Raw genomic sequence first — 25,636 nt, forward strand, 5'->3', positions numbered from 1 at the left:
ACAGGCCCTCGGTGGCACACGGCTTTATCTGTACCTTTGCGGTACGGTTAATTCCCTGTATAGGCCATCAAGTAACGGCTGTCACAGATTGATTTCCAACGACACGAACCCCCGTTCCGACCGACAATCCCAGGCGCCGGTCCGCCCGCCCTCGATTACAGGCGATTTCGACCAGACCGCTCGAATTCGCATACCAGAACAAGCTGTCCGGCGGAACCGAGGCGAAGGTCTTTTCGCCTTTGATTTCAACATTGTGAACTAAAATTCGGTGGTTTGGCGAGAGATTTTCCGCGCGCATGCCGGAAATTGCATTGCCATAGCCATCGACGTATACAATTCGCTCTAATTCATCCGGCCAATCGGGCCGATCGATCTCCTGCAGAGCGATTTGCCGACCCTTTCGCGCATCGTCGAAGATGTCGTCTACGGCGATCTCCGCCGCCACCGGCGCGAACAGGTCGCGGCCGTGAAAACTGGCTGAAAGCTTTTCCGGACGCCAGGTAATTTCCCATGCCCGCGCCACAGCCGCCCGACGAACCGTCAGCGCGAAAAGACCGTTGTCGGGCCCGATGAACCAGCAACCGTCCGCTTCCACGACCAGCGCACGGCGATCCGTTCCCACACCCGGGTCGACGACGGCCAGAACCACAGCCCCGGGCTTGAGATCCCCCACCAACGCAGCCAACAGATAGGCGGAAGACTGGGGATCGAAGGGCGGCGCATCATGCATCAGGTCGACCACTGGGACACCGGGTGCGCCCATGTGCAGGACAGCCTTCATCTGCCCCACGTAGGGACCTTGGAAACCGAAATCGGTATACAGGACAAGCATGACACGGAGGCTCTCAAACGCATTCTGACAGACTGTTTGGACCCTAACAGATACCCCGAACGCAATCACCCGGCGCCGCATTTTGCGGCGCCGGGTGCGCTATGGGTATTCATGGCACGAATGCGCCTAAGACAGGCTGGTCCCTAGACGGCGCCAACCGTGTCGGCAAGGGCCCGAGTTACGTGCTTCTGGACCTTTTCAAAGGCCCGGTTTTCGAGCTGACGCACCCGTTCCCGGCTGATGCCATACTGGGTGCCCAAGTCCTCAAGGGTCGCGGGCTCGTCCGTCAGGCGGCGTTCAACGAAGATCTCGCGCTCGCGCTTGGGCAGGGCCGCCATGGCTTCCTGAACCAGGGTCCGGCGGAAGTTGCCTTCTTCCGTGTCGCCGAACATGGCTTCCGGGCTGGGGCGATCGTCGACCAGGGTATCCTGGAATTCGACGGCCCCCTCTTCCTGGGTCACCGGAGCGTTCAAGGACATGTCGCGGGCCGCAAGACGCCGGTTCATGTAGGTGATGTCATCGGTCGACACCCCGACTTCCTCGGAAATGCGCCGGGCGTCTTCAGGGTTCAGTTCACCCGAATCCATGATCTTCAGACGGCCCTTCAGGCTGCGCAGGCTAAAGAACAGCTTTTTCTGCGAAGAGACGGTGCCCATCTTGACCAGGGACCATGACTTCAGGATGTATTCGGTGATCGCCGCCTTGATCCACCACATGGCGTAAGTGGACAGACGGAAACCGCGCTCCGGCTCGAACTTCTTCACGGCCTTCATAAGGCCGATGTTGCCTTCGGAAATCAGATCCGCGACCGGCAGGCCGTAGCCCCGGTACCCCATGGCGATCTTCGCCACCAGGCGCAGGTGCGAAGTAACCAGCATGTGGGCGGCGTCAACGTCGCCATGCTCGGTCCAGCGCAGCGCTAACCTCTGCTCCTCTTCCTTCTCCAAAAGGGGGAACTTCCAGATCTCGCGGAAATACTGGCTCAGGCCTCCTTCGGTCGGAACGGCAGGTACTGTCATCGTTGTCATTTTCTCTTCTTCCCTGTTGGGGCGGTGTGGGGCCGCCCAAGGACATGATTTGAGTTCTAGATTTCGAATACGGCGGCTCTATGGCAGGTCAGGGGCATGCCGAAGGCATTTCCCGACGCCGGGCGGCGCGCGGTAAGCGCTGCGTTCCGCAGAAACGGACGCATATCCAGACACAAGGCCAAATACAGGGAAGGATGAAATCGTGCGCTCAAAGCACAGGTACGCGTTCATGCCTTATCCTCCTTATGAAGCAATATGGCGTCTTCAGACGATAACGGCCTGTCGGCCGAAACGCCTGTCCTGCCCGCCGTTAAGCCGGGCAATTCAGGGCTGGCCCCATACGGGCACCAACCTCGTTACTATAGCGAGACTCGTCTGAAATTTCAAGATTTCAGGGAAAATCCCCAGGCCGCGACCCGTTACTGGACGGTCTGATCCAGCTTCGCGAACGAGGAATCCAGTCCGCCACCAGCGGGCAGTTCGCTGCGGATTTCCGGCGCAAGATCGGGAATCGGCGGCAGGTCCAGATTCTGGCCATTGGAGATTTCCGCATTGCGCTTCTGGCGATAGAGCGAGCGGATCGCCGCATAATAATCGACCGAGGTCTTCTTGATCTGGTCCAGTTCCTCGACCACATCGGCATATTCCAGAAGGCCGTCGACGACATCAAGGGCCAGGTCGACCTCATCCGCATCGACATTGTCCAGATAGTAGCCCAGCGGATCGAAATAGCTGTCGATCAACAGGCGTCCGATCGCATCGCGCGGATTGGACGGCCCCAGGATCGGCAATACGACATAGAAGCCCTCGCCCACGCCCCAAACACCCAGGGTCTGGCCGAAATCCTCGCTGTGCTTCTGAAAGCCCATCTCGGACGCCATATCGACCATGCCGGCCATGCCGACCGTCGTGTTGAGGAACGTGCGCATGAAAGTCACCAGCGCGCGTTCGAACTCGAACTGCAGCACGTCGTTGACGAAGGTGATCGGCGACGACAGATTGTCGAACATGTTCTTGAGGGCCTGACGCCCGGTCGCCGGAACCGTTGAATTGTAGGTATTGACGATCGGCCGCAGAAGGCCTTCCTGCACCCCTTCGTTGAAGGAGAAGATGACCCGGTTCACGCTTTCCAGCGGATCATTGCCGTTATCGTCCGCCTGGGACAGCTGGATGTCCGACTGCGCGACCAATCCGCCCTGGTACGACAGAACCCGCGCTTGATCATCCGCCTGAGCAGTTCCCAAGAACAAGCCAGCCGCAAAAATCGCGCCGATCGCGAAATTTCGAAACCTACCGGTCAAAACCCAGCCCCATTTCCTCGTCACGACCACCTTACTTCGGCGGTCGGTTGAATCTGCTTGGCAATGTGACATGCTCAGGCACGCCATCTGTTGCCGTGAAGTAATAAGTGAAGTTGCCACCCCCCGCAACCGATTCAAAGTAATTTATTTACCGTTGACCGCTAACTAAATCGTGATTTCAGCGTGTGCCCAGGCCCAACGCCAGGGTGCTTGAACCTCTGGGAAAAATGCATATCCTGACACACCAGGGAGGCGCTCATAATCATGACCCCACTTCGCCGACAGGCCGTTAAGCTCGTACTCGCATGGGTGCTTATCGCCTTTGCCATGGCACCTTCGATCGTCCGCGCCGACACACCTGAGGCTGTTGTCGATGCGTTCCACAGCGACCTCCTCGCCGTCATGAAGGACAGCGATAATCTAGGAGTTTCAGGTCGTTATACGAAATTTCTCGATCATCTTGACCGCTATTTCCATATGCCCTTGATGGTCAGCTTCGTATCCGGCACGCATTGGGCCAAGGCCGATCAGGACGCTCGTCGCAAATTGAATGATGCCGCACGGCGCCTAAGCGCCGGTGAGCTTGCCGTGCTGTTTTCCGGATACGGCGGCGAAACCTTCAAGACGGTCGGCACGCGGCCCATCAAGGATGGTTCCGTCCTGGTTGAAACGGAATTGGAACGAAAGTCGGATTCGAACGTAAAAGTGACTTATCGCCTGCGCAGGTTCGACGAAAAATGGCGAATCATCGATGTTCTTCTCGACGGCACCATTTCGCAGCTCATCAAACGCCGGGACGAATATCGCCGAACCCTTGAAGACAGCGGGATCGCCGGCTTGACCAACCTGCTGAACGCAAAGGCGGACGAAATTCTCGCATCCGGCCGCACGGCCAAGGCCGGAAAGTAAAACGCCATCGCCGGGGGCATCGCCCCTGGCATGGCCGCGAAACCCGGCTTAAGTGTTCGCCTATGCGCAATCATTCGATGTCCATGTCCCTCACCGCCCCCATCATCGCGATCATGTTGCTGATCACGGGCACCATTCCCGCTGCGGCTCAGGCGACACGGACCAATCAGGCCGTTGAGGTGGTTAGCGCTTTCCATGCCACGCTGCTGGACGTCATGAAGCGCGCGGACGCACTCGGCGTGAAGGGCCGCTTCGAGACCCTGGCACCAGCCGTGGACAAGGCCTTCCACCTTGATCTGACAGCGCGTCAGTCGGCCGGCCGGCGGCCGTGGAAAGACGCCACGCAGGCGGAGCAGGCAGCGCTGCTCGACGTGTTCCGACGGTGGACCATCGGCACCTATGCCAATCAATTCGACGGCTGGTCCGGTCAAGCCTTCGTCGATCACGGCCAAAAACCGGGCCCGCAGAAAGGCACCGTGCTGGTCGAGACGGAACTGACCGGCAAGGAACCGGTCACGCTGACCTATCTTATGGTGCTCAAGGATGGACGCTGGGGCGTTTATGACGTTCTGGTGCGCCGTGGCACAACGTCAATCAGTCAGCTCGCCAAGCATATTTCCGAATTCAAGAGCATCGTCAAAAACGGCCTGCCCGCCCTGACCGATGCCCTGCAGGAAAAAACCCGGGTTCTTCTCGGCGGCTAGGCTCAGCCCGACGGCTGACCGTTACCTTCACCATCTCCGTCCTCGCTGCCGCGTTCGGCCGATTTCAGCAGACCGCGCAGGGAGTAGATCGACCCCAACGCGAATCCCCAGACCACGAAAACGATTTCACGGATGCGCTTGACCGCCGCCAAAGCCACGCCGGCCTCCGGCGACCCCGTGACGGCGCCGGCCAGAACAATCAATGCGCTGTCCTGGGTCCCCAAATTGGCCGGCACGAAGAAGGTCGCGGCACGCACCATCTGGTTCACGGATTCGATGATGAGGGCTTCGCCCGGCGTTACCGGATGGCCGAGGAAATAGAGAATCGCGTAGGTTTCCGCCGCCCCGACCACCCAGTTGGTAAGCGCGAGCAACACCGCCGGCACAAATCGCCAAGGACGTTCCGCATAGAAATGATGCAGCCGGTCCTCGACGTCGTGGATATGGCCAAGGACGGCGTTGATGCGCGCGCCCAGCCGCGTCCGTCCCAGGCGGGTGCCCGTGCGGGAGGTCGCGCGGAATTTCTGGACCGCGAACAGGACCCCAATCCCGAAGGTCAGGAACAGGAACCCGCCCAGCGCGAAGGGGCCGTATCGCCCGCCGACCTCGTGACCGGCCAGCAAGACCAAGCCAATCAGCATGAAGATGACCAAGCCGATCAGGTTGACCGTGCGTGCGAGAATGATCGACGCCGTGCCCTCACGATAGCTGACCGCATGGTGGCGCTTCAGCAAAACGCCCTTGATCGGCTCGCCACCAAAGCCGCCGGCCGGCAGCACGGTATTGAAGGCCTCGCCGACCATGCGGATACGCCACACGATATAGGACCAGCGCAGCGTCAAGGGCAGGCGCAGGATGGCCAAGTGCCAGGACAGGCTGTCGATATAGAAGGCCGCGAGATAAATCATGAAGGCCGCCGCCAATCCCTGCCAGCCCATATCAAGAATGCTGGCGAGGGCAACCTTGAAATCAACCTCGGCGACCACCCAGGCCAACAATGCCACGCCCAGCCCGACATAAAGCCAAGTCAGAAACCGCGTCACAGACCGGCCGCCGGTCATGTCCGCTCCCGGCCGCGCACCGCGAGCAGCGCCGGCAGTAGGACCAGGGTGCAGATCAGGGTCAAGGTAATCGCAATGGTCAACAGCACGCCCATGCTGGCCGTACCGGGATGGCCGGACAGCGCGATGGACCCGAACGAGCCGATGGTGGTGAGCGCGCTGAACAGCACGGCACGCGGAGTCGAAGTCGCGAAGGCATCGCCCGCCGCCATATCACCGTCGGCGCGTTCCTGGCGGTCACGCAGGACAAGGTGGATGCCGCTGGCGACGCCGAGTCCGAACAGCAGCGGCAGGACAATGATGTTGGCAAAGTTGAAGGGCACCTGGAACACGACCGAGCATAGCACCGTCAGCACCGCCGCCAGCCCCAGAGGAGCAAAGACGAAGGCCACGTCACTGACCCGGCGCAACAACAGGCCGAGCAGGATCAGGAGCGCCGTCACCGCGATGGCCCCGGCCTCAACGAAGGCCGACAGCACCGCCCGCCCCGCCTCGTAGATCGTGACCGGTGCACCCGACGCATCGGGGGTGACCTTGCGCAGCGCCGCGACGAACCGTTCGACGGCGTCGGGATCACGCAGGTCGTCGGCGGGAATGATTTCGAGCCGCGCCTGCCCGCCCGGCGCGACATAGCGCGCGCGGATATCAGTCGGCAGATCGGTCAATGTGAACGGCTCAGGGCTCAAACTGCCCCGCAGGCGTTCGACGGCGTCGGGGAATACGGCGAGAAGCCCCTGCCCCAGTCCTGCCAGGCCCGCGTCGTCGAGGGTCTTCAGCAGCACTGCCAAACGCCCGGCCGCGCGGGCAAGGTCCGGCCCCGCATTGGTGGCGTCCAGATTTGCCAAGGCCGCCCTCAGACTTTCGGCGGCGGCGCGGCGACGCATCGGGTCTCTGTCCCCCGTGCCGCCACCGGTCGCCAGCGACGGCAGCATGAACAGGGCAAGGTCGCGGACGATCTCGGCTTTTTCCTCTTGGTCGCCCGGCACGAAGCTCAAGACGGAGGCGACGCCCTTGACCTCGGGCAGGGCGGTGAGGCTTTCGGCCAGTCCGCGCGCCGCGTCCACATCGGGGGCCAGCACCGTGGCGCTGTAGGTCGACGCCCCCTTCTCCGCCGCCAGTTCATGGATCACGGCGACCGATTCCAGGTTTCGGTCCTGCAGGTTCAGGGGATCGAAATCGAACCGCGCCTGCGGTACGGCAGCCAGGCCGATAACCACCGCCGCCATGGCACCGATCAGCACCCGACGGGGATGACCTTGCAAGGCACGGCGCGCCCGGTCGGACCATCCCGCATGACCATCCCGAAGGACCGCCACGGCGGGCATCAAAGTCAGCAAGGCGGGCAGCACGGTCAGGTTGGCGGCCAAGGCGATGAACATGCCCGATCCCGCGATCAGGCCCAATTCAGCCAGGCCCACGTAATCGGTCGGCAGGAAGGAATAAAAGGCGATGGCCGCCGCGACGGCACACAGCGTCAGACCGCCGCCGCCCGCCGCCGCCGTCGCCTCCAGCGCCGCCCCATTGTCATGGCCCCGGGCGCGATGCTCCCGATAACGCAGCGCGAAGTGGATACCGAAATCGACGCTGAGCCCGATGAACAGCACGGCGAAGGCCACGGAAATCAGGTTGAGGGCCCCAAGCGCCCAGATCGCGAACCCGGCCGTCCAGATCAGCCCCAGAATCAGGGTCGCCAGCACGGCGACGACCATACGCAGCGACCGCAGGCCAAGAACCAGCAGCACCAGAACCAGGGTAAACGACAACATCCCGGCCAAGCCCATGCCCTGCTCGACGCTTTTCAATTCATCCTGCTGCAGGGCGGCAGAGCCGGAGATGCGCAGGCGCACGGGCCCCGTCCCGTCCAACGTCAATTCCCGGCGCAGGTCCTTGAGGGCGGCGATCGGCTTGCCCGCCGGCTGCAACGATGCGAAATCCAACGGCGGCTTAAGCACGATGAACCGCCGCGCCGTCGCGTCATCTTCCCCGGCCAACAGCCGTTGCCAGGACAGAATCGCATCCTCGCCTTTGGCGCGTTTCTCACCGACATCCGCCAACAGGTTAAGCACTTTGGCCAGGGCCACGGGCGGCGTCTTGCCGTCAAGCTGCTGTTCGATGCCCTGGCGCAGCAGGTCGAACAGGGTCGCCAGACTGGCGTCGCCCCACAGACTGGCCAGGAAGGGCTGCGCTTCGGCCAGACGGCCAGTCAGATCTTCCAGTTCCCTAACCTCGAGGAACAACAGGCCATTCTGCTGCAGGAACGGATCGCCTTCGGGATCGAACAGGGCACCGAAGGTTTTCGGCTGTGCCTTGAGCCTACCGGCCAATTCCCGCGCCGCGCGCGCGACCTGCTCCGGCACGGCGCCGTCCAGGACCAGCAGGATGTTGTCACTCAGTTGCGGAAACAGGCGGCTGACTTCGCGATTATTCATACGGAACGGCAGGTCGGCGGACAGCATGTCCGTGGTGTCCGTATGGATCGCCAGATTGCGCTGCAGATAGGAAAGCGTCAGCCCCGCGCCGACGATGGACAACAGCACGACCACCCAGGCGCCGCGCCGGACCAGACCGACCCAGGCCCGGAACAGACTTCCCGGAAACGCGGCGGCCTCCGTCATCCCTCCTGCTTTCCGCCCTCGGCCAGGGCGCGACGGCGGGCCCGGTATTTGATCCCCCATTGGACGGCGAACAACAGCGCGAAGCCGGGCGCGCCGATGGTGGCGGCGACCAGAAGCAGTTCCTGATACCCCAGGAACACCAGGACCGGCACCGCCAGAATGGCGTCGTCGGGATCGAAGCCCATGAACGATCCCAGTTCGGCGCTGCGCGCCCCCGCCAGGCTTTCCATCCGCATGACCAGCCATAGGATAAAGGTCACCGAGGCGCCGGCAAGAATGCCCATGGGGATGGCCAGCATGCCCCACTCGCCCCCCCGGAGCCCGATGCCGAGGCCGACGAAGATGACGGCATTGCAGACGGCATCGGCGATCAAGTCGAACTTGTGACCGGCGGCGCTGGTCTGTCCCGACACTCGAGCATAGTCGCCGTCGCCCCGGTCCAGCACCATGGACAGGATGAACAGGCCCGAGCCGATCTGCCACCACGGCAGCCCCAACCAGGAGGACGGGCCGAGGGCGAAAGCAACCGCGGCGGCGATGCCCGTGGCCAAGCGCACGACAGTCACCTGGCTTGGCGTGATCTTGCTGCCCGCCGCCATCAAGGGTTTGGTCACGGTCACGCGCGCGACCTTGTGGATCCAGGTATTGTGACTAATGGTCTTGCCTCCGGTTGCGGGCGGGTCTACATGGGGCGATAAGGATAGCCCGGAACATCATGAAAATTGCGGCAAAAGGCAACCGGCATCGGCACCGCCGTTGAAGAAATCATGCTGAATACACCCGTCCTCACCGACGCCCAGATCACACAATTCGCCGACGATGGATACCTTGTCCTGCGCGGCGGGTTTTCTTCCGACGAGATGGCGCGCATCGCCACATGGACCGATGAGGTCCTGGCCCTGCCCGAGGTTTCGGGCCGCCATTGGGTATTTCACGAGAAAAGCCAGAAGAACCCGGGCGACAATTTGGTCAGCCGGATCGAGCGCATTTCCCCCTTCCACGACGGGTTCGGCGCCCTGGCCGAGGCCCTGCGCGGCCCGGTCGGCCAGTTGCTGGGCGAAGACGCTGCCCTGTTCAAGGAAAAGATCAATTTCAAGATGCCGGGCGGCGATGGTTTCAAGCCGCACCAGGATTCCCAGGCCGGCTGGGACGTCTATACGGATTTCTTCATCTCGGCGTTGGTGTCGATCGACGCGGCGACGGAAGAAAACGGCTGTTTGAAGATGGTTCGCGGTCATCACAAGAAGGGCATGTTCGCCTCGTGGGAACCGATGTCCGATGCCGACATGGCCGATATGGATTTTCAGCCCGTGCCGACCAACCCGGGCGACGTCGTGTTCTTCGATTCCTTCGCCCCTCATTCCTCGGAACCGAACCTGAGCGACAAGATCCGCCGCATCTATTACGCCACCTATAACCGGGCGTCGGCGGGCCAGTTCATGGACCGCTACTATGCGGACAAGCATAAGAACTACCCGCCGGACATCGACCGTGACCCGGCGAAGCAATACGTGTTCAGAGTCTAGCTTGAACTATTCGGCGGCGTCGCCGACACGCTCGGCCATGGGTTTGTAAGCCGCGATCTTGGCGTGGATTTCCGTGGCCGCGCGCTCCCGGTCCTCGGGAAAATCAATCTCGATCCACGGAATGCCCGTTACGTCCTCATACCCGAAGGTGCCCGGTTCCGACGCCTTCATAACGTCGCAGAACGCGTCTTCGTAGACGAAGCCCGGCATGTCGCCCTGGGACAGTTCGTCCGCCCGGTCGGCGACCCGCTGCGCGATGTCCGGCGCCATGGTCAGGAAGCCCGGCCATTCGCCGACCGTGTCATGGGGCTCGAACACCTTCTTGCCGAAGTCCACCAAGACGCCGTCACGCACACAGGTCTTCACAGGCTCGGCGCCCGGCACGAAATCCTGATCCAGGATGATGCAGGTCTCATGGCGGCTACCGATCAGGGCCTTCAGCAGGTCGTCGTGATAATAAACATCGGCATCCATGAACAGAATGCGCTCGCCCGACCTTAGAACCTCGCCCGCCCGCGCCAGGGACAGGATCGGGCTTTCCTTGAACCGGGGGTTGAACAGAGTGCGCGCGAAGCCCTTGGGTGCCACGCGGGCCAACTCGTCCTCGATCATCTCTTTCTTGTGGCCGACGACAACGATCAGTTCCTCGACGCCAAGCTGCGTCAGGACCTCGATATGCCGGGCCAGGAGGGTCCGGTCACCGAATTGCAGAAGCGCCTTGGGAGGATCGTCGTTACCGTCGCCGAAAAGACGCCGGCCGACGCCGGCGGCAAGCATGACTGCTTTCATTTTCTCGTAACTTCCCGGTTACCGTTTCGTTGCGCAATAGGTGCGCATGTGACATGTGCTTGTCAATATCGTGAAATCGCGGAGAAACATGCGCTGGGCGCATGGCAACGACCCCGGCGCATCGTTCGTTAAGCGATGTAGCCGTTGGCGCGGAACCAGGCGACGGCATCGGCCAGGGCGTCGCGCGCCGGGCGGGGCGCGTAGCCCAGTTCCCGGGCCGCCTTGTCCCAGCGGAAAAACATCTTCTTTTTCGCCATGCGCACCGAATCCGGGGCGACCATCGGTTCCACCCCGCCGGTCATCCGGCACCAGGCTTCGGAGATATGCGCGATCGGCATGATCAGGCCCGTCGGCACCCGGAACAACGGCGGCCGGCCGCCGGTCAATTCGGCAATCACGCCGAGAATCTCGCTGAGCCCCATGTTCTCGCCCCCCAGCACATAGCGTTCGCCAATGCGTCCCTTGGCGAAGGCCAGCAGATGGCCTTCGGCCACGTCGTCGACATGGGCGACGTTCAGGCCCGTGTCGACATAGACCGGCATCTTGCCGTTGGCCGCGTCGACCACGATGCGGCCGGTCGGCGTCGGCTTCACGTCACGCGGGCCGATCGGGGTCGACGGGTTGACGATGACCACGGGCCAGCCTTCCTTGGCCGTCAGCTCGCGGATACGCTCCTCGGCCCGGAATTTGGATTGTTTATAGGGGCCGATCATGTCGCCATAGGCGACCGGGGTGTCCTCGTCGCCGACGCCGCCCGGCGGAATCCCCAGAACGGCGACCGACGACGTATAAACGATGCGGTCCGCCCCGGCCTCGGCCGCCGCGCGCACGATGGCGGCCGAACCGTCCACATTGGCGCGGAACATGGCCGCTGGATCGCGGGTCCAGATGCGGTAATCAGCGGCGACGTGATAAAGCGCCCGACATCCCTTGACGGCCGGATCCAGGGTTTCCGGCGCCAGCAGGTCGCCCTCCACCACCTCGACATCCAGGCCGGCGATATTGCGGCGGTCACTGCCTGGCCGCATGAGGACGCGCACCGCCTCGCCCGCGTCGAGCAGGCGGCGCACCACGGCGGCGCCGACGAAACCGCTGGCGCCCGTCACCAAATTGGCAGAGCCTTTTGTCATGGCCGGGATTTAGGCCTCATAAAAGTCACGATTTCCAGTGGTAATTGGCTGACATTCCGCCCGCCGCCCCTTAACAATAGCGGTGTGCCGCCCCATGTAGCCTAAAATGCCTGTTTGCGCTGCAATATCTCAAGGTTTACAAGGGCCCTCCTGAGGATTAAGTGATCACGATGACCAAAAACCTGAAGATCCTGCTCGCCAGCCCGCGCGGTTTCTGCGCCGGGGTGGAGCGCGCCATCGAAATCGTTGAACGGGCCCTGGAAATCCACGGACCGCCCGTCTACGTCCGCCACGAGATCGTGCACAACAAGCACGTCGTCGAATCTCTGCGCGCCAAGGGTGCCGTGTTCGTCGAAGAAGTGTCCGACGTGCCCGACGGCGCCGTCACTATCTTTTCCGCCCACGGCGTCGCGGAAAAGGTCGAGATCGAGGCCAACGACCGCGGCTTGCCCGTGATCGACGCGACCTGCCCGCTGGTCTCCAAGGTCCATAAGGAAGGCCAGAACCATGCGCAGAAAGGCCGCGAAGTCATTCTGATTGGTCATGCGGGTCATCCCGAGGTTGAAGGCACCCAGGGCCGTATTCCCGGTGGTGTCCACTTGGTGCAGACCCCGGAAGACGTGGCCCATCTCCAGGTCAAGGATCCGAAGGCGCTGTCTTACGTGACGCAGACGACCCTCAGCGTCGATGAAACCCGCGATACCATCAACGCCCTGAAAAACCGCTTCCCGGCCATCGTCGGCCCGGACGTGAAAGACATCTGCTACGCCACCCAGAACCGTCAGCAGGCGGTGCGTGAGTTGTGTACCAAAGTCGATCTGCTGCTTGTGGTCGGGGCCAAGAATTCGTCGAACTCCAACCGCCTGCGCGAAATCGGCGGCGAGATCGGCGTGCCCGCCTATCTGATCGACGACGCCAGCATGCTCGACCCCAAATGGCTCGACGGCGTGGCCACGGTCGGCATCACCGCCGGTGCTTCGGCGCCCGAGGAACTGGTGCAGGAATTGATCCGCCGTCTCGGCGAATTCGGCAACACCCAGGTCGAAGAACTGAAGGGTGTGCAAGAAAACATCGTTTTCAAACTGCCGCGCGAATTGAACGACGGCACAGGCCCCCACGCCGGGGCCTGAGATACCGGAGAGTTACATGGCAGTCCCCGTCATCCAGCAGGTCCGCGTCGGCGCCTATATCATGGGCAAGAAGCTGCGCGGCGTCGAGAAATACCCCCTCGTCCTGATGCTGGAACCCCTGTTTCGCTGCAACCTGGCCTGCCCGGGCTGCGGCAAGATCGATTACGAAGACGACATCCTGAACAAGCGCCTGTCGGTGGAAGAGTGCCTGAAGGCGGTTGATGACTGTGGTGCGCCCATCGTCTCGATCCCCGGCGGTGAACCCCTGATCCATAAAGAGATCGTGCAAATCGTCGAAGGCATCGTGGCGCGCAAAAAGTTCGTTTACCTGTGCACCAACGCCCTGCTTCTGGAAAAGAACCTCAGCAAGTTCACGCCCACGCCGTATCTGACCTTCTCGGTCCATCTGGACGGCATGGAAGCCCATCACGACAAGGCCGTGGCCCAGCCGGGCACCTTCAAGCGCGCCGTCTCCGCCATCCGCAAGGCGAAGGCCATGGGCTTCCGCGTCAACGTCAACTGCACCCTGTTCGATCAGATGTCGGCCACCGAAGCGGCCGAATTCTTCGATTTCTGCACCCACGACCTGGGGGTCGAGGGCATCACCGTATCACCCGGCTATGCCTATGAACGCGCCCCCGATCAGGAACATTTCCTGTCGCGCAAGAAGACCAAGCAGCTGTTCCGCGACGTGTTCAAGCACGAGGGTGCGAAGAAATGGCGGTTCTCGCAGTCGACCCTGTTCCTCGACTTCCTGGCCGGCAACCAGTCCTACAAGTGCACGCCCTGGGGCAACCCGACGCGCAACATCTTCGGCTGGCAGAAACCCTGCTATCTGCTGAACGAAGGCTATGCCGATACGTTTCAGGAGCTGATGGACAGCGTCGAGTGGGACAAGTACGGCACCGGCAACTATGAAAAATGCGCCGACTGCATGGTTCATTGCGGCTATGAGCCGACCGCCGTCACCGACACCGTGTCGCACCCGCTGAAGGCGCTGAAGGTCTTCCTGAACGGCGTCAACACGGAAGGTGAGATGGCCCCGGAAATCAATCTGGACAACCAGCGCCCGGCCGAATTCGTGTTCGAAGGCCTGGTCAAGACGCTGAGCCAGAAGATGGCGGAAAAGGCCGAAGGCGAAAAGGCGGCCTAAGAACAGGCCAAGTCAGCCGAAGGCAAGGCCGGGCCCAAGACGTCCCGCCGCGCCGCGCAGGACCTTCAACGCCCGCGTGCTGCCGCGCCCCAGCGCCAGCAGTTTCCCGATGTCGCCCGGATGGGTCGCCAGGTTTTTCAGCAGGCGCACGCCGTCCGTACCACCCGAGGTCGAGACGATTTCATCCGTCCATTCCGGCAACCGCGTATCCGACGTATCGGACACGGCGCGGATGATCGCGAAGGGCCGCCCCGCCTTGCGCGCCGCCCGGCCGACGGCATAGCTTTCCATATCGACCGCATCGGCCTCGGTCGTCGCCCGCAGCACGGATTTGCGCCGGGGCCCGGCGACGATGGTCGGCGAATGGGCCAGGGTGGCCCCCTTGCGCGTCACCATATCGCCCAAGGCGTCTTCCAGGCGCCCCGTCCAATCGGGGTCACAAGTCAGGCTCTTGCTTCCGGCGGCGATGACGCGGGTCGGCAGGATCAAATCCCCGGCCTTGAGCGCCGGGTCCAGGCCACCACACAGCCCGAAGCTGAGCATGGCGACCACACCCTGGGCGAACATCTCGTCCGCCAGTTCGCCCGCACGTTGGGGGTCAGCCCCGGACGCGCGCACGTCCAGGTCATCATTATCGGAAATGTCGGACAGGCAGGCGACCTCGCGCAAAACCCCGGTGATGATGCCGATACGGGCCATCACGCCGGGCCGGTCAAATGCCGTAGGCGGGGCGTTTGGTGTTACTGCGCTTCAGGTTGCGGTAGCGGGACAGCGTCCACAGCGGGAAATAGGCGCTATAGCCGTGATAGGTGATGTAGAACACCTTGGGAAAACCGACGGCGTTGAACATCGTTTCCTGCCATTTGCCGCCTTCACGCGGATGGTCCAGCAGGTAGGTGACGCCGCTTTCAACCTCGGCGCTGTCCAGTTCGCCCGCCGCCATCAGGCCCATCAGGGCCCAAGCCGTCTGCGACGGCGTGCTTTCCTTGGCCAGGCCCTTCTTCTCGGTCCAGTAGGTCGCGCAGTCCTCGCCCCAGCCGCCGTCGGCCATCTGGCGGCTTTTCAGCCAGTCGACGGCGCGGCGGATGTAGGGCTGGGACATATCCTCGCCCACGGCGTTGAGGGCGCTCAACACCGACCAGGTGCCGTAGACGTAATTGGTGCCCCAGCGCCCAAACCAGGACCCGTCTTCTTCCTGCTCGTCCTTCAGGAAGCGGATCGCGCGAGCGACCACGGCGTCATCCGCGCCGTAACCGAGCTGCGCCAGCATGCCGAGGCAACGCGCGCTGACGTCGGACGTCGGCGGGTCCAACAGCGCCCCGTGGTCGGCGAAGGGAATGTGGTTCAGGTGATAGGCTTCGTTCTCGGCATCGAAGGCGCCCCAGCCGCCGTTCTCGCTCTGCATGCCGATGATCCATTCGACGCCGCGATCGATGGCATCCTTGTAGCGCACGGGGTCGGCGCGGTGCAGGGCCATGATGACGACCGCCGTGTCGTCCACGTCGGGGTAATGGTCGTTCCAGTACTGGAAGGCCCAGCCGCCGGGGCGCAGGTCCGGACGCTTCTTGGCCCAGTCGCCCTTGACGTCGGTGATCTGGCGGTCGACCAGCCATTCGGCGGCCTTGTCGAGTACGACGTCGCCCGCTTCCATGCCGCTTTCCTGCATGGCGTGCATGGCCAGCCCCGTGTCCCACACGGGCGACAGGCAGGGCTGGCAATAGGCTTCGCCGTCGCGTTCCACGACCAGCTTTTCGATGGCCCCCCGCGCCGTCAGGAAATCAGGATGATCGCGGGGATAGCCCAGCACGTCCTAAGCCATGACCGCGTTGGCCATGGCGGGGAAGATGCCGCCCAGGCCGTCCTCGCCGTTCAGGCGCGTCTTCACGAAGTCCATGCACTTGGTGATGGCCTTCTTCTCCAGCCACTGGGGGATCATCGGCTGCACCAGCCGCGCCGCCTTATCGATGGCCAGGAACACGTTGCCCAAGACATGGCCCGTGGGATTGTGCAGGAAATCGGTCTGCTTGAACGGATCTTCGGCAAAGAGTTCGCGGATGCCAACGCCGCGCGGATTGCGCGCCTTGGGCCGGGTCGCGGCCAGCACGAACAGCGGAATCATCACCGTCCGCGACCAATAGGCGACCTTGTCGATATGGAACGGCGACCAGGACGGCAGCAGCATGGCTTCCGGGCGGATCACCGGCGCCGCGCGCCAGGGAACCTGTTCGAACAGGGCAAGTGCGATGCGCGTGAAAACGTTCGAGCGCGCAGCACCACCACGCGCCAGCACCGCCGCCCGCGCCTTGGCCATGTGGGGGGCGTCCGGGTCGTCGCCAATCAGCTTCAGGGCGTAGTAGGCTTTGACTGTGGCGCTCATGTCGAAATCGCCGTCATGGAACAGCGGCCAGCCGCCGTGTTTGCCCTGAATGCGGCGCAGATAGTTGCCCATCTTGGCCTCGATGGCCTCGCGGGGCTCGCCCAGGTAATGGTTGAGAAGAATGTACTCGGCGGGGATCGTCGCGTCCGCTTCCAACTCAAACGCCCAACTGCCGTCCTTGGCTTGCTGACCGGCCAGCCAGGCGCGGGCTTCGTCGATGGTGGCGTCCAGATCCGCCTGTGCGCGGCCATCAAGGGCCGCCTCGCCGGAACCGGCATTCGGCGTATCGTCCTCTGGCTGCATGGAGATGTCCATCACGTCACCGCTTGAATCTTTTGTTATCAGGCCATTAATCGCCCAGATGTACTCTTCGCAGGCGCAAAATTCAATGCCTGCGGCGATCCGGCCCCTTCTTTCAGAAAGGGCCTCTGGAATCAAGAAGATGACAAGGACGTGACAACCATGTCGGCGGCCCGGAAACCGGACCGGATGGAACCTTCGATGGTCGCCGGCAGGCCCGTGGCCGTCCAATCGCCGGCCAGGAGCAGATTATGCCAAGCCGTCCGCGGCGCAGGACGGCGGCGATCCTCGGCCGGAGTCTGGCTGATGGTCGCCCGCTTTTCCTTGACGATACGCCAGGGTGGCAGCGGGCCGTCCGCCAATCCCAGGGCCGCCCGCACCTCGGGCCAAAGGCGCATTGCGATCGCTTCGTTGGCCTCTGCCGCCAGGGCGTCTGCGGCGCTGACCGTGACCGAGGCGACATCGTCGCGCAGAAACACCCATTGCGCCGTGCCGCCGACCAGCCCGACCAAGGGGGGGGCCGCCGGCACCGGTTGCGTCAGCCGGAAATGGGCGTTGACGATGGCATGGCTGCCCTGCGGCCCGTTCAGGTCCGGCACGACGTCTGCCGCCGCCCATGCGGGCACGGCCAAAATAACTTGGTCATCCGGGTCCAGCACCACCGTGGCGCCGGCGAAATCGAGCGCACGGACTTGCCCGTCACCAAAGTCTAAAGCGCGCAAACGGTTGTTGAACCGAACCTCCGCCCCCTTCGCCGCCAGATAATCGAGCGCCGGATCAACGAAGCTGTCGCTCAACCCCACCCGCGCCATCAGGGGCTTGCAGGCGGCGCGGCCGCGGCCGAAGGTTTCCTTCACGACCGGCCACAACAGACGCGCCGACGCCGTGTCGACGGGCGTGTTCAGCACGCCGACGGCCAACGGTTCCCAGAATTTTTCAAACAACTTGCCCGGCCCGGCCAGGCAGTCTTGGACCGTGTCCTCCGGCCCCGCGCAGGCGAGATGACGGACCCGCAAGTATTCGCTCAAACAAGTTCTCGGCACCCGGCCGCCACCGAACAGGATGGACCAGGGCACCCGCCCCGAATCAGGTGTCACGGTCCAGGTGTCGCCGGTCCGTAAATCGCGGAACGGAAAGGACGCGTCCTCAGGCCCGGTCAAGCTGTCCGCCGCCCCCACCGTTTGCAGATAGTCGCGGATCGCCCAATTGCCGGACAGCATCAAGTGATTGCCGTTGTCGATGCGGCGCTCCAGATGAGCATCGAAATAGGAGCGGCAGCGCCCGCCGGCATGCCCGGCGCTGTCATACAGGACGACCTTGCGCCCGTCCTGGGCCAGGCGTACGGCGGCGGCCAGGCCCGCCACCCCGGCACCGATCACATGGATACGTCCGATTGCCATCCCCCGGGCTACAGCAGGCCGTAGCGGAAGGCGACCCAAAGCTTTTCCGCCTTGGACAATCCCGCCGGCTCCAGCACCCGGTGCCAGCCGCGCGCCCGCATACGGCGGAAGATGCGCTCATAGGCTTCCATCATCATGGTCGCGGGCTTGACCCGATCGGCCTCGCACTGGCCAAGCAGAATCCGCGCTTCGGCGAACTTTTCTCCGGCCAGGGTGCCGATCTCGGTCACGGCGGCAGTCAGATTGGCGTCGGCCAGAACGCCTTGCGGATCGCGGGCGGCAACACCGTGAGTCGCCAGCAGATCATCGGGCAGATACAGCCGGTCGCGCGCCGCGTCCTCGTCCAGATCGCGCAGAATGTTGGTCAGTTGCAGGGCGAGACCGAGCGCGGCCGCCAGCCGGTCCCCGATCTCAACCCCCAGGCCGAAGATGCGGCAGCTCAGCCGCCCCACGGCGCAAGCAACCCGGTCGCAGTACAGCAGCAGATCCTCGCGGGTGGCCAGGCGCAGGGTTTCCGACGCATCCGTTTCCATGCCGTCGATGACGGCCAGAAAGTCGGCCTCGGCCAGGCCGAAATGGGCAATCGGTTCCGCCAGGGCGACGGCGACCGGGTCCTTTGGCCGCCCCGAATAAAGGGCGCGGATTTCATCCCGCCAACGGGCCAGTTCGCGTTTTTTCACGTCGAGCGGATTAGGGTCGTCGGCGATGTCGTCGACGATGCGGCAAAAGGCATAGACCGCGAACATGGCGCGACGTTTTTCGCCGGGCAGAAGCCGCATGGCCCAATAGAAGGTCGTGCCCGAGGCGCGCACGATCTGCTCCACCTGTTCACGGGCGCGGCCGACTTCGACTTCGGAAAGGGTCACCAAGTTGTGCATGGGTGCAATGGATACACTGGGGGGTGCAGCCAAGGCCAGCCCCCAATGACGGGGCAACCGTCAGCCCCGGGAACCGGGCGCGCCCGGCCCGCCGGCATAGATGCGCCCTTTCCAGCCGCCGCCCCGGCCCAGGGCGTGACGGCGGGCGGAATCGACGGTCATCAGGGTGTAGAGGAATCCCGCCACGGGCAGCCCCAGCGCCGCCCAGGGCGGGCGCCCGTACAGGCGCAGGGTCGGGAAATAGGCGATGGCCATGGCGCACCACTCCACCGCCCCGACGGCCAGCATCGGCCAATTTCCGGCAACCAGCCCCCACAGCGCCGCCACCGGCGGCACCAGGTACAGCAACACCATCCCGGCGATGGTGCCCAGCAACATCAGGGGCGAATGGCCGAGTTGCTCATACGCCGTGCGCGCGACCATGCGCCACAATTCCCCCAATCCGTCGTATCGGCGCAGGCTCACCGTCTCGCGGCTGAGCCCCAGCCAAATCGCCCCCCTGGCCTTCAACAGCGCCGCCAGGGCGCAATCGTCGATCAGGCGGTCCTTGATCGCCTTGATCCCGCCGGCCGCATCCAGGGCGGCCCGCCGCACCAACATGCAGCCGCCCGCCGCCGCCGCCGTGCGCTTGACCGGATCGTTGACCCAGGGAAAGGGAAACAGCTTTTGGAAAAAGAACACGAAGGCCGGAATCAGCAGACGCTCCCACGGCGTCTCGCAGTTGAGGCGCACCATGAGGGAGACCAGATCACGGTTCTCCATCTCCGCCTTCTCGACCAGACGGCGCAGGTTGGCCGGGTCGTGGGCAATGTCGGCGTCGGTCAACAGAACATAGCGGGCTTCGGCTGCCGCCGCCCGCGCGGCCTCAAGCCCTTGATGAACAGCCCACAGCTTGCCCGACCAGCCCTCGGCCAGCGGCCGTCCGGTGACAAGGTGAAATCGGCCACCCCCGCCCGCCGCGTCAGCCGCCCCCCGGGCCAGGGCCGCCGTGCCGTCCGTCGAATTGTCGTCAACCACCACGACATCAAGGCGACCGGGATAATCCTGGGCGAACAGGGACGCCACGGTGCGGGCGATGCTGTCGGCTTCGTCACGGGCGGGGATGACGGCGGCGATGTCGGGCCAGCTTTCTTTGGGAGGCGTCTTGGCGGCGGGGCTCAGGTGTTGATCGGCGAACCAGAACCGCCCGCGGCAGAACAGGATTCCCGCCCAGACGGCGAGCGCCAGCAGGGCGGCCCCCGTCATTTCCCGGACCTCATCGCCCGTGCAGACCGATCAGTGCGGCCAAGGCGCCCTTGGCACAGCACCAGGCATAGCCACCCTTGGTCAGCGCCACCCGCCCGGCCAGCGGGTCGCGACGGCGCAACAGGCCCGTGAGCCGGCGGGCGATTTCCCAAATGGCGGCGGCTTCCATCCCCAGTCGGCGGCTGTGCATGCCGGAGGATATGGGACGGGCTTCTTCCAACAGTATTTCGGTCGCATCGAGGCAGCGGTCGATCACGCGGCGCAGTGCCGGGGTACAGGCCGGACGGTCGAGGTCTTCCACTACCGCCCCCTCCGCGGCCAGCCAATCGCCGGGCAGGTACACCCGGTCCAGGCTGCGGTAGTCGTCCTGACAGTCCTGCAGATGATTGATGACCTGAAGCGCGTTGCACAGCGCATCCGACGGGCCGTAGCCCAAGGACGATCCACCGTGCAGGTCGATCAGGTAGCGGCCCACGGGGGCGGCGGACCGGATGCAGTAATGCATCAGGTCGTCCCAGTCCTGATAACTGCCCTTGACCGCGTCCTGCTTGAAGACGTCGATCAAATCCTGGCAATGGCGCGGTGTGATGTCGGTTTCCGCCAAACTGTCGCGCATGGCATGGGCGGTGGCGAATTCGGGATCGCCCGGATGCTGGCCCAATAACGCCGCTTCGAAACCGGCCAGGCGGCGGATCTTGGTGTCCGCGTCCAAGGCCGTGTTGTCGGCAATGTCGTCGATGGCGCGGGCGAAGCGGTAGAACCGCGCCACATGCGGGCGCAGGTCGGCCGGCAGCAGGAACGAGCCGACGGGGAAGTTTTCGTAAGCGGCGTCTTTGCCCGACGGCGTTTCCACGCCAGGGCCCGACGGCGTTTCCACGCCGGTGCCCGACGTCGGTTCAGGAGAATCGGTGGGCTGCCCCATGACCGGAAAACACCTTCACTCGGATCAGCCGGCCCCAGGATCAGGCCGACCCCAGGATCAGCCGGCGGGCTTGGCCATTTCCCGCATTTTCTCCAGCAGGCTGTCGACGGAATTTCCGTTGTTCGAGATGACGGAATTGAATTCCTTCTGCTGGGTCAGGGCCATGGACAGGCCGTTCACGATGATGTCGACGATCTTGAAGATATGCTGACCGTCACGTTCGCCCACGCCGACACGCCAGCTGACTTCGACCGGCTGGCCGCCGGGGCGTTTCAGCATGGTATGGACGATGAAGTCATTTTCCTGGCGCTTTTCGGCGCGGCTGATTTCCAAAGACTCACCGGAATAATCCTTGAAGCCGTCGACATAGCGTTCCAGCAGCATGTTCTCGAACAGGGTCAGGTATTCCTCACGCTGTTCCGGGGTGGCGCGGCGCCAGTGGCGGCCCAGCACCCATTTGCCGATGGATTTCACCGCGAAGAAGTCGTTCACCAGCGCGCGGAAACGTTCCTTGCGCACGTCGCGGGCGATGTCCTTCCCGGTCAGGGAACTGATCGCCGACGAGGCCATGGTGTTGACGAAGGTTTTGACTTCGTCCGTCGTCACTTCGGCGCATACGGCCCGCGGCGCGAACGCCATCAGGGCGGTGGCCAGGAAAGCAGTAAGTATATGACGCCTTAGCATTGGAATCGTCTCCTCCAGGCGCGTTGCATACACCGGGCCATGCGGTAAGTTCAAGTGCCGCATGGATCAATAAAAGTTCATCTGATTGACATCAGACCAATATGATAAAATTGATGGAATCCCAGAACAGCATCGCCCCAGGCCCCATTCAGTGGACCAGATTCAGTTTACAGGAACCTGACCATGACGAAAAATCCTCTCTCAGAAGCCCTTGAAACGTATCTTGATTTGGGCCGCCGCCCATACACCGAGGTGGTGTCGCAGTTGGAACACGCGCTGCAATGCGCCTGGCTGGCGGAGCAGGAATCGGGTGATGGAGATCTGGTCGCCGCGGCCTTTCTGCACGACATCGGCCACATGATGCAGAAACACGGCCAGGCGGCCGCCGACCGCGGCATCAACGACAAGCACGAGGACATCGCCCGCGGCTGGGCCGCCCGCCATTTTAACGCCCGCGTGGCCCAGGCCGTCGGCCTGCATGTCGAGGCCAAGCGCTATCTCTGCGCCACACAGCCGGGCTATTTCGACACCCTGTCCCCGGCCTCGGTCAAATCCCTGGAATTACAGGGCGGGCCGATGAACGCGGACGAGGTCAAGGCCTTCGAGGCCCTGCCCTATTACGAAGATGCCGTGAAGGTCCGCGAATGGGACGACCGGGCCAAGATCGCCGGCCTGGAGACGCCGGACATCGACCACTTCCGCCCCTACATGGAAAGCGCCCTTGCGGCGTAATCCCGACCGCCCAGATTGCTAAAACCGGTCCGCCCGGAACGGCGTCAGGTCCACGTTCGGCGCCTCGCCCTTCAACAGCCGCGCGATCACGCGCCCCGTCGCCGGGCCGCAGGTCAGGCCCACGTGCTGATGGCCGAAGGCATGGAACAGCCCCGGTACCGTCGTTGAGGGGCCAACCACGGGCAGGCTGTCCGGCAGGGTCGGGCGGAAGCCCATCCACTGCGTCGACACCTCCGTCTTCACGCCGGGCAGCAACTTGGGCACCAGGTCGGTCATGACCTTTACCCGGGCGTAATCGGGCGGCGGCTCCAGCCCCGCCAGTTCGACTGTGCCGGCCAGGCGCAGCCCCATCTCCATGGGCGAGGCATAGAATGCGCGGGCCTTCCAGCCGACGGCGTGGTTCACCTGCACCCCCGGGTCGGCCAGAATGGCGTGGTAGCCGCGCTCGGTCCCCAGCGGGATTTTCTCACCCAGCAGGGCCGCCAGCTTGTGGGAAAAGGCCCCGGCGGCCAAAACAATCCGGTCCGCCTCGATGGTTCCCTCCGGCGTCTCGATCCGGAACCCGCCGTCGGGCTTCCGGACAAGCCCCCGCACCTCGCCCTGTTTCAGGGTGCCGCCGCGCTTAACAAAAGCCTCGGCCAGGACCTTGGTCAGGCGGCCCGGGTTGGTCGTGGTGCCGCCGCCGAGCAAGGCATGGGCCCATTTGAAATCGGGGCCGAGCGCCGGTTCCAGATCCGTCAGTTCCTTGCGGTCCAGGGCCTGATACTTGATGCCGTAGGTCGCGCGGAACGCCAGGTCGATCTCCGCCTTCTTGAAATCGCTCTCGTTGTCATAGACCTGCAGCACCGGGTCGCGGCGCACCAGTTCGGGCGCCCCGGCCTCCGCCGCCAAGGCCCCATAGGCGTCGGAGCAGCCGATGGTCAGATGGCGCAGGGCATCGGCGGCGCGGCGTTGGTGCGAGACGCTGGCGAAGCGCAGCATGCGCAGCAGCCAGGGCAGGATATGCGGCAGCCGCGACCAGCGGATGGTCAAGGGCCCCTTGGGATCCAGCAGGTAGCCCGGCACATTGCGCAGGACTTCCGGCCCGAAGGTCGGCACGAACGACCATTCCGCCAGGATGCCGGCATTGCCGAAGGAGCACGCCTCGCCGGGTTCGATGCGGTCGATCAGGGTGACCTTGAACCCCTCCTTCACCGCCGCCAGGGCGCAGTTGACGCCGACGATGCCGGCGCCGATGACGCAGACCGTGGTTTCCCCCGGCGTGCCGCCTTGCGGGACGCTTTTGGAATTCTCGGGCTTGGGTTGAGAAATTGTCGCGGTCATGGACGGGGCTCCGGCTTGTCGTTGGGCGGCCTTCGTGCCAAATATGACCTGAAACACCCCCAGTGACCATCGCCTTCAAGGAAAACGATCATGGCCGACGGCGCCCATATGCCCCCCCTTCCCGAACCCGTACGCCAGGCGTTGAAAGCCGCCGTGGGCGACAAGGGCTGGTACGAGACCGAGGCCGACATGGCCCCCTATCTGGCGGAGGAGCGCAATTACTACCACGGCGAAAGCCCCCTGGTGCTGCGCCCGGCCAATACGGACGAGGTTTCCAAGATCGTCACGATCTGCGCCGAACACGGCGTGACCATCACCCCCCAGGGCGGCAATACGGGCCTGTGCGGCGGGGCGGTCGCCCAGGGCGGCGTGCTGATCAACATGGGCCGCATGAATGCCGTGCGCGAGATCGACCCCGTCAACGCGACCATGACGGTCGAAGCCGGCTGCATCCTCAAGGATATCCAGGACAAGGCCGAGGCCGCCGGCCTCCTGTTCCCCCTGTCGCTGGCCGCCGAGGGGACCTGCCAGATCGGCGGGAACCTGTCGACCAACGCCGGCGGCATTCAGGTGCTGCGCTACGGCAACGCGCGGGACCTGGTGCTGGGGCTGGAGGTCGTCACATCCGACGGCCGCGTGTGGAACGGGCTGCGCGGCATCCGCAAGAACAACACGGGCTATGACCTGAAGCATGTCTTCATGGGGGCGGAAGGCACGCTCGGCACCATCACCGCCGCCGTCCTGAAACTGTTCCCCCGCCCGGCGGAAACGACGACGGCCCTGGTCGCCGCCAACGCGCCGGCCGACCTGTCGAACCTGCTCAACCGCCTGAAACGCGCCACGGGCGATCAGGTCACCAGTTTCGAATACATCTGCCGCGCGCCGCTGGATGCGGTGTTCGAACACATCCCCAACACCCAGGACCCCATGCAGCAGAAGTACGAGCATTATGCGCTCGTCGAAATGGCATCGGGGCAGAAGGGCGTGATCCGCGACCTGGCCGAGGAAGCCCTGGGCGAAGCCTTCGAAGCGGAAGAGATCATCGACGCCGTGCTGGCCGAAAGCGGCGATCAGGCGGCCAAGCTCTGGAACCTGCGGGAATCCATCCCCGAAGCGCTCAAGCATTGCGGCCCCTCGGCCAAGCACGACATTTCCGTGCCCGTCTCCAAGATCCCCGAGTTCCTCGCCAAGGCCGACCCCCATGTGCAGGCGGCGATCCCCGGCTGCACCATCATGGCCTTCGGCCACATGGGCGACGGCAACCTGCACTACAACCTGGTGATGCCCAAGGACACGACCCCGGAAGACGCCGAACGCCTGCGCCACGAAGTGCCCCCGGGCGTCCACGACATCGCCGATAGCCTCGGCGCCTCATTCTCCGCCGAACACGGCATCGGGCTGCTCAAGGTACACGAGATGGACCGCTACAAGACGGACGTGGAGAAACACCTGCTCCGCAGCATCAAAGCCGCGCTCGACCCCAAGGGCATCATGAATCCGGGGAAGGTGGTGCCTTAGCCAATTGATGTTTATTGCCTGTCTCCCAGGCTTGGCATCCTAGTTGTCGAAAGCATTCTAAAATATTAGTATTTTCATA

The 25,636-nt window shown here is 63.7% G+C and carries 22 protein-coding genes and 1 pseudogene; 7 read left to right on the forward strand and 16 right to left on the reverse strand.

The genetic code is table 11. The features are described from left to right. Window positions 1-67: 67 nt before the first annotated feature. From KFF05_10835 to KFF05_10845, 3 genes are all read right to left on the reverse strand, one after another. Window positions 68-832, reverse strand: coding sequence for an SAM-dependent chlorinase/fluorinase (locus KFF05_10835; protein UTW50456.1), 765 nt, complete (start codon window positions 830-832; stop codon window positions 68-70). A 143-nt stretch (window positions 833-975) separates the two neighbouring features. Continuing rightward, window positions 976-1,860, reverse strand: coding sequence for an RNA polymerase sigma factor RpoH (gene rpoH / locus KFF05_10840; protein UTW50457.1), 885 nt, complete (start codon window positions 1,858-1,860; stop codon window positions 976-978). A 419-nt stretch (window positions 1,861-2,279) separates the two neighbouring features. After that, window positions 2,280-3,104, reverse strand: a complete 825-nt coding sequence (locus tag KFF05_10845; GenBank protein UTW50458.1) for a VacJ family lipoprotein — start codon at window positions 3,102-3,104, stop codon at window positions 2,280-2,282. A gap of 321 nt (window positions 3,105-3,425) precedes the next feature. Here KFF05_10845 and KFF05_10850 point away from each other — a divergent pair, with 321 nt between their 5' ends. Together KFF05_10850 and KFF05_10855 are read left to right on the forward strand one after the other, a co-directional pair. Next, a complete protein-coding gene (locus KFF05_10850) occupies window positions 3,426-4,070 on the forward strand; it encodes an ABC transporter substrate-binding protein (GenBank protein ID UTW50459.1) in 645 nt (214 codons plus the stop codon). Window positions 4,071-4,147: 77 nt separating this feature from the next. Next, entirely contained in the window at window positions 4,148-4,774 is a 627-nt protein-coding gene (locus KFF05_10855) for an ABC transporter substrate-binding protein (GenBank protein ID UTW50460.1), read from the forward strand. 2 nt (window positions 4,775-4,776) lie between these two features. Here the strand turns inward: KFF05_10855 and KFF05_10860 are convergent, their stop codons facing one another. From KFF05_10860 to KFF05_10870, 3 genes are read right to left on the reverse strand one after another with little or no spacing between them, the layout of a single operon-like run. Then, window positions 4,777-5,835, reverse strand: coding sequence for a flippase-like domain-containing protein (locus KFF05_10860; GenBank protein UTW50461.1), 1,059 nt, complete (start codon window positions 5,833-5,835; stop codon window positions 4,777-4,779). After that, window positions 5,832-8,450 carry an MMPL family transporter gene (locus KFF05_10865; protein UTW50462.1) on the reverse strand — a complete coding sequence of 873 codons (2,619 nt, stop codon included), beginning with the start codon at window positions 8,448-8,450 and terminating at the stop codon, window positions 5,832-5,834. Before KFF05_10865 ends, KFF05_10860 begins: the two co-directional genes overlap by 4 nt. Next, on the reverse strand, window positions 8,447-9,070 hold the full coding sequence (locus KFF05_10870) for a CDP-alcohol phosphatidyltransferase family protein (protein UTW50463.1): 624 nt from the start codon (window positions 9,068-9,070) through the stop codon (window positions 8,447-8,449). The genes KFF05_10865 and KFF05_10870 overlap by 4 nt, the downstream gene beginning before the upstream one ends. Window positions 9,071-9,217: 147 nt before the next feature. Between KFF05_10870 and KFF05_10875 the strand changes: the two genes are divergently transcribed. Beyond that, window positions 9,218-9,976, forward strand: coding sequence for a phytanoyl-CoA dioxygenase family protein (locus KFF05_10875; GenBank protein UTW50464.1), 759 nt, complete (start codon window positions 9,218-9,220; stop codon window positions 9,974-9,976). A gap of 6 nt (window positions 9,977-9,982) precedes the next feature. On the opposite strand, the gene KFF05_10880 is transcribed toward KFF05_10875, so the two are convergent. Further along, complete coding sequence (locus KFF05_10880; GenBank protein UTW50465.1) at window positions 9,983-10,765, reverse strand: phosphocholine cytidylyltransferase family protein; 783 nt, start codon at window positions 10,763-10,765, stop codon at window positions 9,983-9,985. Between the two features lie 128 nt (window positions 10,766-10,893). Then, window positions 10,894-11,895, reverse strand: coding sequence for an NAD-dependent epimerase/dehydratase family protein (locus tag KFF05_10885; GenBank protein ID UTW50466.1), 1,002 nt, complete (start codon window positions 11,893-11,895; stop codon window positions 10,894-10,896). Window positions 11,896-12,065: 170 nt separating this feature from the next. Here KFF05_10885 and ispH point away from each other — a divergent pair, with 170 nt between their 5' ends. After that, window positions 12,066-13,025: a 4-hydroxy-3-methylbut-2-enyl diphosphate reductase gene (gene ispH, locus KFF05_10890; GenBank protein ID UTW50467.1), complete on the forward strand. Its 960-nt coding sequence runs from the start codon at window positions 12,066-12,068 to the stop codon at window positions 13,023-13,025. Between the two features lie 16 nt (window positions 13,026-13,041). After that, on the forward strand, window positions 13,042-14,178 hold the full coding sequence (hpnH, locus tag KFF05_10895; protein ID UTW50468.1) for an adenosyl-hopene transferase HpnH: 1,137 nt from the start codon (window positions 13,042-13,044) through the stop codon (window positions 14,176-14,178). Window positions 14,179-14,190: 12 nt separating this feature from the next. On the opposite strand, the gene KFF05_10900 is transcribed toward hpnH, so the two are convergent. The 7 genes and pseudogenes from KFF05_10900 to KFF05_10930 all read right to left on the reverse strand — a co-directional run bounded on the left by KFF05_10900 (window position 14,191) and on the right by KFF05_10930 (window position 21,984). Further along, complete coding sequence (locus KFF05_10900; protein ID UTW50469.1) at window positions 14,191-14,877, reverse strand: hypothetical protein; 687 nt, start codon at window positions 14,875-14,877, stop codon at window positions 14,191-14,193. 13 nt (window positions 14,878-14,890) lie between these two features. Next, window positions 14,891-16,858 (reverse strand): annotated as a pseudogene (gene shc, locus KFF05_10905) (squalene--hopene cyclase). A 131-nt stretch (window positions 16,859-16,989) separates the two neighbouring features. Continuing rightward, window positions 16,990-18,255: a hydroxysqualene dehydroxylase HpnE gene (gene hpnE, locus KFF05_10910; GenBank protein ID UTW50470.1), complete on the reverse strand. Its 1,266-nt coding sequence runs from the start codon at window positions 18,253-18,255 to the stop codon at window positions 16,990-16,992. 8 nt (window positions 18,256-18,263) lie between these two features. Next, window positions 18,264-19,133, reverse strand: a complete 870-nt coding sequence (gene hpnD, locus KFF05_10915) for a presqualene diphosphate synthase HpnD (protein UTW53677.1) — start codon at window positions 19,131-19,133, stop codon at window positions 18,264-18,266. Window positions 19,134-19,193: 60 nt separating this feature from the next. Continuing rightward, entirely contained in the window at window positions 19,194-20,378 is a 1,185-nt protein-coding gene (locus KFF05_10920) for a glycosyltransferase (protein UTW50471.1), read from the reverse strand. Window positions 20,379-20,388: 10 nt separating this feature from the next. After that, window positions 20,389-21,300, reverse strand: a complete 912-nt coding sequence (hpnC, locus tag KFF05_10925; GenBank protein UTW50472.1) for a squalene synthase HpnC — start codon at window positions 21,298-21,300, stop codon at window positions 20,389-20,391. Window positions 21,301-21,357: 57 nt separating this feature from the next. Next, entirely contained in the window at window positions 21,358-21,984 is a 627-nt protein-coding gene (locus KFF05_10930) for an ABC transporter substrate-binding protein (GenBank protein ID UTW50473.1), read from the reverse strand. Window positions 21,985-22,167: 183 nt separating this feature from the next. Here KFF05_10930 and KFF05_10935 point away from each other — a divergent pair, with 183 nt between their 5' ends. Next, entirely contained in the window at window positions 22,168-22,716 is a 549-nt protein-coding gene (locus KFF05_10935) for an HD domain-containing protein (GenBank protein UTW50474.1), read from the forward strand. An 18-nt stretch (window positions 22,717-22,734) separates the two neighbouring features. Here the strand turns inward: KFF05_10935 and KFF05_10940 are convergent, their stop codons facing one another. After that, the gene (locus KFF05_10940) at window positions 22,735-24,039 is read right to left on the reverse strand and encodes an FAD-binding oxidoreductase (protein UTW50475.1); all 1,305 of its coding nucleotides are present in this window, start codon (window positions 24,037-24,039) and stop codon (window positions 22,735-22,737) included. A 108-nt stretch (window positions 24,040-24,147) separates the two neighbouring features. Between KFF05_10940 and KFF05_10945 the strand changes: the two genes are divergently transcribed. Next, on the forward strand, window positions 24,148-25,557 hold the full coding sequence (locus KFF05_10945) for an FAD-binding oxidoreductase (protein ID UTW53678.1): 1,410 nt from the start codon (window positions 24,148-24,150) through the stop codon (window positions 25,555-25,557). The last annotated feature ends 79 nt before the right edge of the window (window positions 25,558-25,636 follow it).

It is taken from the genome of bacterium SCSIO 12827 (assembly GCA_024397995.1).
Taxonomy (GTDB): domain Bacteria; phylum Pseudomonadota; class Alphaproteobacteria; order Rhodospirillales; family Casp-alpha2; genus UBA1479.